This window comes from Mesorhizobium sp. CNPSo 4689, assembly GCF_057784325.1.
On sequence record NZ_JBWLUZ010000004.1, the window covers coordinates 179,963 to 193,270 of the forward strand.

16 protein-coding genes are annotated in these 13,308 nt (G+C 64.7%); all 16 read left to right on the forward strand.

The window, feature by feature from the left end; all coding sequences use genetic code 11:
- The first annotated feature begins 4 nt into the window (after positions 1–4).
- The 16 genes from flgF (at position 5) to fliF (ending at position 13,305) form a co-directional block, all read left to right on the forward strand.
- The gene (gene flgF, locus AC04SI_RS08470) at positions 5–727 is read left to right on the forward strand and encodes a flagellar basal-body rod protein FlgF (RefSeq protein WP_488474109.1); all 723 of its coding nucleotides are present in this window, start codon (positions 5–7) and stop codon (positions 725–727) included.
- Between the two features lie 4 nt (positions 728–731).
- Complete coding sequence (fliI, locus tag AC04SI_RS08475) at positions 732–2,153, forward strand: flagellar protein export ATPase FliI (RefSeq protein ID WP_488474110.1); 1,422 nt, start codon at positions 732–734, stop codon at positions 2,151–2,153.
- Positions 2,134–2,934, forward strand: a complete 801-nt coding sequence (locus AC04SI_RS08480) for a hypothetical protein (RefSeq protein ID WP_404276184.1) — start codon at positions 2,134–2,136, stop codon at positions 2,932–2,934. Before fliI ends, AC04SI_RS08480 begins: the two co-directional genes overlap by 20 nt.
- A gap of 95 nt (positions 2,935–3,029) precedes the next feature.
- Positions 3,030–3,410, forward strand: coding sequence for a flagellar basal body rod protein FlgB (flgB, locus tag AC04SI_RS08485; protein ID WP_404276186.1), 381 nt, complete (start codon positions 3,030–3,032; stop codon positions 3,408–3,410).
- Between the two features lies 1 nt (position 3,411).
- Complete coding sequence (flgC, locus tag AC04SI_RS08490) at positions 3,412–3,828, forward strand: flagellar basal body rod protein FlgC (RefSeq protein WP_404276188.1); 417 nt, start codon at positions 3,412–3,414, stop codon at positions 3,826–3,828.
- Complete coding sequence (fliE, locus tag AC04SI_RS08495; RefSeq protein WP_488474111.1) at positions 3,828–4,163, forward strand: flagellar hook-basal body complex protein FliE; 336 nt, start codon at positions 3,828–3,830, stop codon at positions 4,161–4,163. The genes flgC and fliE overlap by 1 nt, the downstream gene beginning before the upstream one ends.
- Positions 4,164–4,172: 9 nt before the next feature.
- Entirely contained in the window at positions 4,173–4,961 is a 789-nt protein-coding gene (gene flgG / locus AC04SI_RS08500; protein WP_192177892.1) for a flagellar basal-body rod protein FlgG, read from the forward strand.
- A gap of 6 nt (positions 4,962–4,967) precedes the next feature.
- Positions 4,968–5,492, forward strand: a complete 525-nt coding sequence (gene flgA, locus AC04SI_RS08505; RefSeq protein ID WP_404276192.1) for a flagellar basal body P-ring formation chaperone FlgA — start codon at positions 4,968–4,970, stop codon at positions 5,490–5,492.
- On the forward strand, positions 5,489–6,730 hold the full coding sequence (locus AC04SI_RS08510) for a flagellar basal body P-ring protein FlgI (protein ID WP_006204087.1): 1,242 nt from the start codon (positions 5,489–5,491) through the stop codon (positions 6,728–6,730). The genes flgA and AC04SI_RS08510 overlap by 4 nt, the downstream gene beginning before the upstream one ends.
- A 3-nt stretch (positions 6,731–6,733) precedes the next feature.
- Positions 6,734–7,321: a MotE family protein gene (locus AC04SI_RS08515; RefSeq protein ID WP_404276195.1), complete on the forward strand. Its 588-nt coding sequence runs from the start codon at positions 6,734–6,736 to the stop codon at positions 7,319–7,321.
- The gene (flgH, locus tag AC04SI_RS08520; protein WP_404276196.1) at positions 7,318–8,022 is read left to right on the forward strand and encodes a flagellar basal body L-ring protein FlgH; all 705 of its coding nucleotides are present in this window, start codon (positions 7,318–7,320) and stop codon (positions 8,020–8,022) included. The genes AC04SI_RS08515 and flgH overlap by 4 nt, the downstream gene beginning before the upstream one ends.
- Positions 8,023–8,049: 27 nt before the next feature.
- The gene (locus AC04SI_RS08525) at positions 8,050–8,550 is read left to right on the forward strand and encodes a flagellar basal body-associated FliL family protein (protein WP_488474112.1); all 501 of its coding nucleotides are present in this window, start codon (positions 8,050–8,052) and stop codon (positions 8,548–8,550) included.
- Positions 8,547–9,278 (forward strand): flagellar type III secretion system pore protein FliP, encoded by a 732-nt coding sequence (fliP, locus tag AC04SI_RS08530; protein WP_404276199.1) that lies wholly within the window; start codon positions 8,547–8,549, stop codon positions 9,276–9,278. Before AC04SI_RS08525 ends, fliP begins: the two co-directional genes overlap by 4 nt.
- Positions 9,279–9,487: 209 nt before the next feature.
- Positions 9,488–10,372, forward strand: coding sequence for a flagellin N-terminal helical domain-containing protein (locus tag AC04SI_RS08535; protein WP_192177886.1), 885 nt, complete (start codon positions 9,488–9,490; stop codon positions 10,370–10,372).
- Positions 10,373–10,620: 248 nt separating this feature from the next.
- Positions 10,621–11,505 (forward strand): flagellin N-terminal helical domain-containing protein, encoded by an 885-nt coding sequence (locus tag AC04SI_RS08540; protein WP_192177885.1) that lies wholly within the window; start codon positions 10,621–10,623, stop codon positions 11,503–11,505.
- A gap of 153 nt (positions 11,506–11,658) precedes the next feature.
- Positions 11,659–13,305: a flagellar basal-body MS-ring/collar protein FliF gene (gene fliF, locus AC04SI_RS08545; protein ID WP_404276201.1), complete on the forward strand. Its 1,647-nt coding sequence runs from the start codon at positions 11,659–11,661 to the stop codon at positions 13,303–13,305.
- Positions 13,306–13,308: the final 3 nt, after the last annotated feature.

Here is a 13,308-nt window from a genome sequence, read left to right on the forward strand (position 1 = left end):
CACCATGCAGGACAGCCTCTACGTAGCCCTGTCGTCGCAGATCGCGCTCGAGCGCCGGCTCGACACCATCGCCGACAATGTCGCCAACGCCTCGACCATCGGCTTTCGCGCTACCGGCGTGAAGTTCGAGGACGTCGTCTCCGGCACCGGGCCAAAGTCCGTCTCTTTCGCCTCTTCCGGTAACACCTATCTTTCCAATGCGCATGGCTCGATGACCGAGACCGGCAATCCCTTCGACTTTGCCATCCAGGGCGACGCCTGGTTCGCCATCGAGACGCCCGTCGGCACGGTGATGACACGCGACGGCCGCTTCTCGATGAACGATGCCGGCGAACTGATGTCGATCGAGGGCCATCCGGTGCTCGACAGCGGCGGCGCGCCGATCCAGCTCGACCCGCGCAACGGCCCACCCAAGGCCGGTGCCGACGGCTCGCTGCGCCAGGGCGATCAGCTCGTCGGCGCCATCGGTCTCTACGATTTCGACCCCGGACAGAACTTTGTCCGCTACGGCAATTCGGGCATCGTTCCAGCGCGTACGCCCGAGCCGGTCACCGACCGCTCCGATGTTGGTGTCGCGCAAGGGTTCCTGGAAGAATCCAACGTCAATCCGGTGCTGGAAATGACCCGGCTGATCATGGTCCAGCGCGCTTTCGAGAACACCGCGGCGCTGATACGCCAGGCCAATACGACCACCGACGACGCGATCAAGACGCTCGGCTCCAAGTAGCGGCATGTCGACCGGCCTGCCCTCGATACGCGCCCTGGAAAAGCGGCCCGACGCCGCGCCGCAAGACCGGCTGGCGGCGCTGGAGCATATCTGGCGCCGGTTCGATGACCCAGATGCGTTACTGCGGCGCGGCGGCCGCGTCGCCGAAATCTCGCCGACCCATTACAAGGTGCGCGGCCTGTCTGGCATCGCCAGGCTGGGCGACATCGTCGAGCAGCGCGGCCATTCCGGCACGCGCCGTGGCGAAATCGTCAAGATCGGTCGCGACGAGGTCGTCGTGGCGCCTTTCGAACGCAGCGCCGATGCCGGCATCGGCGACGCCGTGTTCCGGCGCGGCCCGCTGACGGTGACGCCGCACGCCTCGTGGCGCGGACGTGCCATCGACGCGCTCACCCGCGTCATCGACGGCGGTCCGCCGCTGGTGAGATCGGGCGTCGCCGTGGGAGAAGGCACGACGACACCGGGCGCCATGGCGCGGCAGCGCGTCGGCACCGCTTTCATGACCGGCGTTCGGGTCATCGACATCTTCACCCCGCTCTGCTTCGGCCAGCGTCTCGGCGTCTTTGCCGGATCGGGCGTCGGCAAGTCGACGCTGCTGGCGATGCTCGCTGGCGCCGATGCCTTCGATACGGTCGTCGTGGCGCTCATCGGCGAACGCGGGCGCGAGGTGCGCGAATTCCTCGAGGACACGATCGGCGCCGAAAGCATGGCCAAGACCGTGGCCGTCGTCGCCACCAGCGACGAGAGCGCGATGATGCGCCGGCGCGCACCCGACACCGCCATGCGCGTCGCCGAGCATTTTCGCGACCAGGGCCATCGCGTGCTTCTGGTGCTCGATTCGATCACCCGCTTCGCCCATGCGCTGCGCGAGGTGGCGACGGGGACCGGCGAGCCGCCAGTCGCGCGTGGCTACCCGGCCTCGGTGTTCACCGATCTGCCCAAGCTGCTCGAGCGGGCCGGACCCGGCATCGAGGGCCCGGGGGTCCAAGGCAAGGGGTCGATCACCGCCATCATCTCGGTGCTGGTCGACGGCGACGACCACAATGATCCGGTCGCCGATTCGGTGCGCGGCATCCTCGACGGCCATGTCGTGCTCGACCGCGCGATCGCCGAACAGGGACGTTATCCGCCGGTCAATCCGCTGTCGTCGATCTCGCGCCTGGCCGACAAGGCATGGAGCCCCGAGCAGCGCATGCTGGTGACCCGGCTGAAGTCGATGATCTCGCGCTTCGAGGACACGCGCGACATCCGTCTGCTCGGCGCTTATCAGGGCGGCGCCGATGCCGAGCTCGACATCGCCGTGCGCCAGGTGCCGCTGATCTACGAGGCGCTGACGCAGTCGCCGAGGGACCGCGCGTCGGTCGATCCGTTCGCCGATCTCGCCCGCCACCTGAAGGGAAAGCAGAATGGCGATGCAGGAGAGTGAGCGTCAATACACCGAGCGCATCTTGCGCGAGATGATCGCCGAGGCCAACGCCAAGGAACAGGCCAGGGCTGACGAAGCGAGAATTGCCAAGGCACTTTCTGCCAGGGCCTGGGTTGCCAAAGCTGAGGCTGCACTGGCCAGGGCTGCCAAGCCTCCCCTCCCTAGGGGTCCCCAGGCCGAGGCTGTCGAGATGACAGAGGCCAGCCGCGACTCGCTCATCGACGGGCTGTTTCCGCGCACCGAATGGCCGCAACCGCCAAAGGTGGAATTTCCCCGATTGGGAAAGAAGCCCGACCGGCGCAGCGACTTTGTCGTCGCAGCCCTTGGCATCACGCTCGGCCTGATCTGCGCACTGTTTCCCTGGTACATTTTCTTCAACCAGGAACAGTTCGGCGTGCAGGCGCTCAACTTCGGCGGCAGCGGCACCAATCCCGGTCGTGTCAGCGGCAGCTCGCATCTGGAAAATCGCGGTGCGCCGCTGACGGCCAAGGATGTCCCCCCCGATGTCGACCTGTTCGCCACCGGCACCTTGCCCGACCAGACCGAGGATCCCGACCAGGCGCCTGGTCTCGAGCAGCAGCCCTTCCCGGCCGATGCCGGCAAATTCCGCATGGTGCACGTCGCCAACGGCCGCGCCATGATCGAGGACGACGCCGGCCTGTGGATCGTCCAGCGCGGTTCGGTGCTGCCGGATTCCAGCCGCGTCTCGTCGATCGAGCAGCGCGGCGGCAATTGGGTCATGGTCACCAGCACCGACCAGGTGATCGAGCTCTCCAAATAGCCGCGTCAGGGCCACGCCCCCGCTGACGCAGGTTCAGCGCAAGGTCCGCGCAAGACTGGCAGCCTAGTCTTGTGCGTACCCGCCCGGAGATTCCCATGGAGCCCGTCAACCTTTTCGATCTTGCCACCAAGCAGTCGCAGTGGCTGGCCGTGCGCCAGTCCGCCATTGCCTCCAACATCGCCAACGCCAACACGCCGGGCTACACCGCAGGCGATGTCGAGCCCTTCGAAAAGGTCCTCGACCGCACAGCGGTGTCGCTGCAGGCCACCCAGGCCGGCCACCTCGGCACCGAGGCGACCAATGCCGGCTTCACCGTCAAGCCGGAGGAAACCACCGGGTCGATCATGCCGTCCAAGAACACGGTGGTGCTGGAAGACGAGTTGATGAAGGCCGGTGAGGTCCGTCGCTCTTTCGAGCTGAACACCGCGATCGTCAAGGCTTTCCATTCCATGATGATGATGGCGGTGAAGAGCTGACATGGACGCGCTGACCGCAGCCCTCAAAGTCGCCGCATCCGGCCTCGGCGCCCAGTCGGAGCGTCTGCGCGTGGTCTCGGAAAACCTCGCCAACGCCCAGTCGACGGGCACGACTCCGGGCTCCGATCCTTATCGCCGCAAGACCATCAGCTTTGCCTCCGAGCTCGACCGCTCATCCGGCGGCTCGCTCGTCGAGGTCAACTCGATCGCCCGCGACCCCTCGGATTTTCCCGTTGAATTCCAGCCTGGCAACGAAGCCGCCAACGACAAGGGCTACGTCAAGATGCCCAACGTCAACGTGCTGATCGAAATGGCCGACATGAGCGAGGCCAACCGCTCCTATGAGGCCAATCTTCAGGTCATCAAGCAGGCGCGCGACCTGATTTCCATGACCATCGACCTGATGAGGAACCAGTAATGATCAGCGGCATCGGCAACATTGGCGCACTTCAGCTCAAACCGGTGACCGAAGGCGCCGAAGGGGCGACAGGGCTGTTCCAGGGCATCGTGTCGCCGCAGGCCACGGAGAATGTCGGTGCGCCCTTTGCCGAGGCGCTGAGCCATGCTGCGTCGAAGACCGTCAACACCTTGCAGAATGCCGAGCAGGTATCGATCAAGGCGCTCAGCGGCGACGCCGATACGCGCCAGGTCGTCGACGCCGTCATGAGTGCCCAGCAGGCCCTGCAGACGGCGGTCGCGATCCGCGACAAGGTCGTCTCGGCCTATCTCGAAGTCAGCCGCATGGGCATTTAGGAGCGCATCATGAAAGCACTCGCCATCGCCGCCACCGGCATGAACGCCCAGCAGACCAATCTGGAAGTCATCGCCAACAACATCGCCAACATCAACACCACCGGCTACAAGCGCGCCCGGGCCGAATTCTCCGACCTGCTCTATCAGGTCGACCGCACGCAGGGCGTGCCCAACCGCGCCAACACCTCGCTGGTGCCGGAAGGCGTCTCGATCGGTCTCGGCGTCAAGACGACGGCCGTCCGCAACGTCCACACCCAGGGCGAATTGACCAGCACCGGCAACAGCTTCGACATGGCGCTGACCGGCAGGGGCTGGTTCCAGATCGAGGGCGCCGACGGCGGCACGCTCTACAGCCGCGCCGGCGCCTTCAACACCAACGCCACGGGACAGCTGGTGACTGTCGACGGCGCCAATGTCGTCCCGGCCATTACCGTGCCTGCCGATGCGGTCGAGGTCATCGTCAACAAAACGGGCCAGATCTTCGCCCGCATCGATGGCCAGACCGATCTCCAGCTTCTCGGCCAGCTCCAACTCGCCAACTTCGCCAACGAGGCCGGCCTCGCACCACTCGGCGACAATCTGTTCCAGGAGACTGCGGCTTCGGGCCCGGCCAATGTCGGCGTGCCCGGCGACCCGGGCTTCGCTACGGTCGAGCAGGGCTATCTCGAGGCGTCCAATGTCGATCCGGTCAAGGAAATCACCGAACTGATCTCGGCGCAGCGCGCCTACGAGATGAACTCCAAGGTCATCCAGGCGGCCGACGACATGGCCTCGGTGGTGTCCAAGAACATCAGGTAACGGATGATGGCCTCGCCGACCTCCCGCTCCGCATTCCTCCGCACCGCGCTGATCCTGGCGCTGGTGGCCGGCGGCGTGCCCGCTGTTGCCCAAGAGTCGGCAAATCAGTCGGCCAATCAGATCGCCAGCAACCAGACCGTCAGCGAAGTCGTGCTGATCCCCAACCGGGTGATCTATCCGGGCGAGACGGTCGAGCTTGGCGTCCTGAAGCAGGTGACGCTGCTGCCGGGCAAGCACAAGCCTGATGCGGTCGCCACGCGGGCCGAGGAACTCCAGGGCAAGGTCGCCAAGCGCACGCTGCTGCCCGGCCGCTACATTCCCACCGCCGCCATCCGCGACGCCTGGCTGGTCGAGCAGGGCGCTGCCGTGCAGATCTATTTCACCGCCGGCGGGCTGACCATCTCGGCTTCGGGCGTCACCCTGCAACCAGGTGCTGCCGGCGACCTCGTCAAGGTTCGCAACGTCGACAGCGGCAAGATCATCTCCGGCACGGTGATGGCCGACGGGACCATCAGGGTCAGCGCGACATGACGCGCGGACTTGCCTTATTGCTGGCGGCCGTTCTCGGCCTGCAGCCGGCCCTGGCCGACGGGCTGACGCCCAAGGCCAAGCGCGAGCTCGCCGCCAGGAACGGCGGCGTCTACAACGATCCGGAATACGACCCGGCCACCACCAGCCGGATGTTCCGGGTGTCGAATGGGCCGAGCTCGCTGCCACCGGGTCAAGTGGCGTCGCGCATCAAGGACATCGCCCAGTTGCAGAGCGCGCGCGACAACCAGCTTGTCGGCTACGGTCTGGTCATTGGCCTGGCCGGATCGGGCGACAGCCTGCGTAATTCGCCTTTCACCGAACAGTCGATCCGCGCCATGCTGGAAAACCTCGGCATCGCCACCGAGGGCGGCAGTGCCCGCGCCAAGAACGTCGCCGCTGTCATCGTCACCGCCAACATGCCTGCCTTCGTCCAGTCGGGGGCCCGCATCGACATCGACGTCTCCTCGATGGGTGATGCGACATCGCTGGCCGGCGGCACGCTGATCATGACGCCGCTAAAGGCCGCGGACGGCGAGATCTATGCCGTCGGACAGGGATCCGTCATCGTTTCGGGCTTCACCGCCCAGGGCCAGGCCGAGCAGCTGACACAAGGCGTGCCGACCGCCGGACGGGTGCCGAACGGTGCCATCGTCGAGCGTTCGGTGCAGGCCGAGTTCGACGACCAGGCCGTGCTCACCTTGCAACTGCGCAACCCCGATTTCTCGACCGCCATTCGCATCGCCGACGCCATCAATGACTACACCGCGCAGCGTTTCGGCATGCGCGTGGCCGCCGAACGCGACGCCCGCACGGTGCAGATCAGAAGGCCGAAGAACGTTTCGGCGGCGCGCTTCTACGCCGAGATCGAAAATCTGGTCGTCGAATCGGACACACCGGCCCGCGTCGTCATCGACGAGCGCACCGGCACCATCGTCATCGGCAACGACGTCAAGATCTCGCGGGTCGCCATCAGCCACGGCACGCTCACCGTGCGCATCACCGAGGCGCCGAGGGTCGTTCAACCCGAGCCTTTCTCCAAGGGCGAGACCGCGGTCGAGCCCTTCACCGCCATCGAGGCCACCCGGCCGGACGCGCGCGTCGCCGTGCTCGACGGGCCCAACCTCGAAACGCTCGTTTCCGGCCTCAACCGCCTCGGCGTCAAGCCCGACGGCATCATTGCCATCCTGCAAGGCATCAAGTCGGCCGGCGCCCTGCAGGCCGACCTGGTTCTCCAATAGGCCATGCCGATGATCGATCCTTTCTCCGTAAAACCGAACTCTCGCTTCGCTGGGCCGGCGCTTCTCGCTTCGGCCCTCGCCGCCATGCTCCTGACCATCGGCCCGGCCGGCGCCGAGGACACGGTGCGCCAGGTGCTGCCCAGTGGGCCGCCGCCGGTGGCCCCGCAGCAACTGACGAAGGAGAAGGCGCCGGACGAAAGCGAGATCCAGCGCTTCTGCTCCAACATCGCCGACGCCGCGCGCGACCGCCGCTATGCGCTGCAGGCGCAGGAGCTGAAGGAACTGCAGGCCGGCATCGACCAGCGCATGAAGGCGCTGGAAGACAAGCGCGCCGAATACGAGCAATGGCTGAAGCGGCGCGAGGTGTTCCTGGCGCGCGCCGAGGACGGCGTCGTCAAGATCTACGCCGGCATGAAGCCCGATGCCGCGGCCGAACGCCTGGCGATGGTCAATGTCGACCTCGCCGCCGCCATCCTGATGAAACTCGATTCGCGCAAGGCCGGCGTCATCCTCAACGAAATGGACCAGAAGGCGGCGGCAGCGCTCACCGGCATCATGGCCAGCGCGGCGCGAAGGGTAGATCCGTCATGATCCGCAGAATGCTCATCCTGCTTGGCGTCGCCGTGCTGTCAGGCTGCGGCACCGATCTCAAGGAGGTCGGCCGGGAGCCTGCGCTGTCGCCGGTCGGCTCTGGCATCACCGGCAGCGTCAACGCCCCCTATAGCTATCCTGAAGCACCGCCGGCGCCTTTGAAGAAATTCTCGCTTTGGGATGATCGCCAGAGCCGGCTGTTCACCGATCCGCGCGCACTGCGCGATGGCGACATCCTGACGGTCAAGATCAAGCTCAACGACAAGGCGAACTTCAAGAACCAGAACGACAGGAGCCGCACCGCCGCGCGCAAGCTCGGCTATGACGTCACGCTCGGATGGGAAGGCAACAGCACAAGCGGCAAGGGTGATGCCGGCCTGAGCTCCAGCACCGAAACCAACGCCGACGGCGAAATCAAGCGCTCGGAAAACCTCGAGCTGAACGTCGCCGCCGTCGTGACCGAGGTTCTGCCCAACGGCAATCTGATGATCCGGGGCTCGCAGGAAGTGCGCGTCAACTACGAGCTCAGGGTGCTGACCATCGCCGGCATGGTGCGGCCGTCCGACATCGGCGCCGAGAACACCATCTCCTACGAACGCATCGCCGAGGCGCGCATCTCCTATGGCGGCCGTGGCCGCGTCAGCGAGGTCCAGCAGCCGGCTTACGGCCAGCAGGTCCTCGATCAGGTCCTGCCTTTCTAGGACGGGCCGGAAGGGGAAAACCAAGCCATGGCGAATGTCGAACAGGTCGAGCCAAAAAAGGGACCTTCCCTTGTTATCCAGCTCGCCATGCTCTTGGCGATGACGGGCGCCGCCATCGGCATGGGCTGGATGTCCGGCGGCTATCTGAAAGCCGCTGGGGGGCCGGTGCCGGTACCGGTGGCCCCGGAAAACGAAGGCAGCACCGGGAAGGCCGCGGGCGCCGAGGGTCACGGAACCGAGGCCGGACCGGCGCTTGTCGCGCTACCACCGATCACCACCAACCTCGCCGCGCCGTCCGAGATCTGGATAAGGCTGGAGGCATCGGTGGTCTATGACGCGCCGCAGCCATCGGCGATGACCGAGGAGATCCACCAGGATCTGCTAGCTCTGGTGCGCACGATGAAGCTGCATCAGATCGAGGGCGCCAGCGGCTACCAGCATCTGAAGGCCGACCTCGAGGAGCGCGCCGCTATCCGCAGCGGCGGTCATGCCAAACAGATTCTGATCAGGACATTGCTGCTCGAATGAGAAAATTGCTCGTCGCTGCGGCGCTGTTGTTCGTCGCCACATCCGTCGCCGGAGCCCAGCAGCTGGATCTCGGCGGCATCGGCAAGGCCGACGGCACCACCGTCGGCTACATCATCCAGATGTTCGGCCTGCTCACCGTGCTGTCGGTGGCGCCGGGCCTGCTGATCATGGTGACGAGCTTCACACGCTTCGTCATCGCCTTCTCGATCCTGCGCGCCGGCATCGGCCTGCAATCGACTCCGGCCAATTTGATCCTTATCTCGCTATCGCTGTTCATGACCTTCTATGTGATGGCGCCGACCTTCGACCAGGCCTGGAACACCGGCGTCAAGCCGCTGATGGACAACCAGATCAGCCAGACCGAGGCATTCGAGAAGATTTCGGACCCGTTCCGTACCTTCATGCTGCGCAATGTGCGCGACAAGGATTTCGACCTCTTCGCCGACCTTGCCCGCGAGCGCGGCCAGGTCGTTGCAAAGGAGACCGTCGACCTGCGCATCCTGGTGCCGGCCTTCATGATCTCGGAGATCCGCCGCGGCTTCGAGATCGGCTTCCTGATCGTGCTGCCGTTCCTCGTCATCGACCTGATCGTCGCCACCATCACCATGGCCATGGGCATGATGATGCTGCCGCCGACCGTCGTGTCGCTGCCCTTCAAGATCCTGTTCTTCGTTTTGATCGACGGCTGGAACCTGCTCGTCGGCAGCCTGGTGCGATCCTTCACCTGACCGTCCGGCCAAACGCGGCGCCTGCAAGAATTTCCCGCAATATATTTTCGGTTAACCGTCCGATTTAGCGCTTTGGTAGGGACTTGCCACCATAGTCGCTCCAGATGGCGGGTGATCTGTTTCAGCGATCATTGGCATGATGCCGCACCGTCATACCGGACAAGCCGGTATGTCAAAAAAACACGTGTAAAAACAAGGTACGAGTAGCCATGTCCAGTATCATGACCAACGCCTCGGCGCTGACCGCGCTGCAGAGCCTGAACTCCACCAACAAGCAGCTTGAAATGACGCAGGCCCGCATTTCGACCGGCTACCGCGTCGCCACCGCCAGCGACAACGCCGCCTACTGGTCGATCGCCACCTCGATGAAATCCGACAACAAGGCGCTTTCCGCCGTTCAGGACTCCCTCGGCCTCGGCGCCGGCAAGGTCGACACCGCCTACACCGCCATCAATGACGTCAAGGACCAGGTCGACCTGATCAAGTCCAAGCTCGTCACCGCCCGTGGCGCCAGCCAGGAAGACCAGCAGAAGATCGCGACCGAAATCAACGCCATCCAGGCGCAGATCAAGTCGTCGGTCACCAACGCCAATTTCGCCGGCTCGAACCTGCTGCAGAACGACGGCGCCGCCGCTTCGGACCTGAAGATCGTCGCTTCCTACAACCGCACCGGCGCGACCGTCACCATCGACACGATCGATGTCGCGGCTGCCGACACCCAGGTTCTTGACGTGGCCGGCACCGGCGGCATCGTCGGTGGTCTGCTGGCCACGACCTTCTTCGATCCGAGCGCCGCTGCGGTTACCGACGCCGCCATCGACACCGCACTCGGCAACGTTGAAACGGCGCTTAGCTCACTGTCCACCGGCGCTGCCTCGCTCGGCGCCGCCAAGTCGCGTATTGACACCCAGAAGAGCTTCCTGTCGAACCTCAGCGACTCGATCGACAAGGGCGTCGGCGCTCTGGTCGATGCCGACATGAACAAGGAATCGACCCGCCTGCAGGCCCTCCAGGTCCAGCAGCAGCTCGGTATCCAGGCGCTGTCGATCGCCAACGGCAACTCGCAGTCCATCCTGTCGCTGTTCCGCGGCTGATCGCTTACCGGACTTCAGTTATCTGCATCGGGCCGCGCCATCAGCGCGGCCCGATTTTCGTTGTGAAGATGCTACCGTTTTTCGTTGTCAAAGCATGGTTTTAACGCGCCATTAACGATATCGCGATACTCATGGTTAACCATTCGCTTAGGACGGGCAGACCACCAGTTGGTCGACAGGCATGACGCTCCCGCCGAACAGGTTGACCGGCATGCGCGAGGCATGCCTGCTTTGAGAAGAGGTGTATCTTGGCAAGCATCATGACCAACGCCGCGGCGCTGACCGCGCTTCAGAGTCTCAACGCCACCAACAAGCAGCTTGAAACGACGCAGGCCCGCATTTCGACCGGCTACCGCGTCGCCACCGCCAGCGACAACGCCGCCTACTGGTCGATCGCCACCTCGATGAAATCCGACAACAAGGCGCTTTCGGCTGTTCAGGACTCGCTCGGCCTCGGCGCCGGCAAGGTCGACACCGCCTACACCGCCATCACCGACATCAAGGACCAGGTCGACCTGATCAAGGCCAAGCTCGTCACCGCCCGTGGCGCGAGCCAGGACAACCAGCAGAAGATCGCGACGGAAATCAAGGCCATCCAGGACCAGATCAAGTCGTCCGTCACCAATGCCAGCTATGCCGGCTCGAATCTGCTGCAGAATGACGGCTTGGCCGCTTCGGACCTGAAGATCGTCGCTTCCTACAACCGTACCGGCACAACCGTCGCCATCGACACGATCGACGTCACGGCCGCCGACACCCAGGTTCTCGACGTGGCCGGCACCGGCGGCATCGTCGGTGGTCTGCTGGCCACGACCTTCTTCGATCCGAGCGCCGCCGCGGTCACCGACACGGCCATCGACACCGCACTCGGTAACGTTGAAACCGCGCTTGCCAGACTGTCGACCGGCGCTGCCTATCTCGGCGCCGCCAAGTCGCGCATCGACACCCAGCAGAGCTTCCTGTCGAACCTAAGCGACTCGATCGACAAGGGCGTCGGCGCCCTGGTCGATGCCGACATGAACAAGGAATCGACCCGCCTGCAGGCGCTCCAGGTCCAGCAGCAGCTCGGCATCCAGGCGCTGTCCATCGCCAACGGCAACTCGCAGTCCATCCTGTCGCTGTTCAAGAGCTAGGCCCAAGCAAGTTTTCCATTCGGATTGACAAGCTTTTTCTTCGGATTGAAAGGCCGCGCCTGGGGCGCGGCCTTTCAGTTTAAGCCTATCATCCTCGCACAAGCTTCGCGGTCTAGTGTTCCCACGGACAGTCTTGCTGGGAGCCGTTGAATCGTGCCGGAACAGATCCAGAGCATCATCTCGAATCTCCAGGGATTTGGCGTCAAGCGCCTCGCCATGCTGGGCGGCATCGCCGCGCTGGTCATGGCCGTCATCGGCGTTGCCTCGGTCTATCTCAACCGGCCGGCCTACGAGACGCTCTATGTCGGACTTGAACGCTCCGACGTGAACCAGATCGGCCTGGTGTTGGGCGAAGCCGGCATCGGCTTCGACGTCGGCCCCGACGGCACCACCGTGCTGGTGCCGGCCGGCACCACCGCGCAGGCGCGCATGCTGCTTGCCGAGAAGGGTCTGCCGACCAGCGCCAATGCCGGCTACGAGCTGTTCGACAATGTCGGCTCGCTGGGCCTGACATCCTTCATGCAGCAGATCACCCGGGTGCGGGCACTGGAAGGCGAGATCGCGCGCACCATCCAGTCGATTGCCGGCATCAAGGCGGCGCGCGTCCACATCGTCATGTCAGAGCGCGCCAATTTCCGCCGCGACGAGCAGCAGCCCTCCGCCTCGGTGGTCATCCGCTATTCCGGCATCGATGCCGAAAAGAGCGCCATGTCGATCCGCCATCTCGTCGCCGCCGCCGTTCCCGGTCTCTCGGCCGACAAGGTGACGGTGCTCGATTCCAACGGCAACCTTCTGGCGGCCGGGGACGACCCTTCCAACACCAGCGCCGCACGCACGCTGGGCGTCGAGCAGACGGTGGAGGCGCAGATCGGCGACAACATCCGCCGCGCGCTGACCCCCTATCTCGGTCCCGACAATTTCCGTGCCAGCGTCAAGGCCGACGTCAACACCGACACCCGCCAGACCGAAGAGACGATCTTCGATCCGGAGTCGCGCGTCGAACGTTCCGTGCAGTCGGTGCGGGCCAATGAGAACAACAACCAGAAGCAGGCTTCGGCCCCGACAAGCGTCGAGCAGAACCTGCCGGAGACCCAGACCACCAGCACTGAGGGCCCGCAATCCTCCTCCCAGAACGACCGCAAGGAGGAGATCACCAACTACGAGATCAATTCGAAGAAGATTGCCACCGTCTCCAACGGCTATTCGGTCACCAAGATGTCGATCGCCGTCGTCGTCAACCAGCAGCGGCTGGCGACCATCCTCGGCAAGGACGCAACGCCCGAACAGATCGCCAAGCGCGTTGCCGACATCCAGAAGATGGTGGCTTCGGCCACCGGCTTCGACGACAAGCGCGGCGACGTTATCGACGTCTCGGCTGTCGAGTTCATCGACGGGCTGGACGGCGAGCCGATCGAACAGCCTGGCATGCTGGCATCGATCGGAACGCATGCCGGCACCCTCATCAACGCCGTCGCCTTCATCGTCGTGGTTTTCCTGGTGGCTTTCTTCGGTCTGAGGCCGATGGCAGCTGCTCTGACGGCAAAGGCAACGCCAGCCCTCGCCGGTCCGAGCTTCGAGGACGTGCAGCGTTCGCTGCCAACGCCCGAGCCCGCCGCTCTCGAAACGGCGGCCGCTCCGGTTGCCTTGCCGGGCACCCGCCCCGGCTCCACCCCGCTTGACGACCTTCGCCAGAAGATCAGGCCCGCACCGCAGGACCGCCTTGCCCGCATGGTTGACATCAATGAGGAGCGCACCGCGCATATCCTGCGCAAATGGGCCGCCCAGGAAGTCGCGGGATAAACC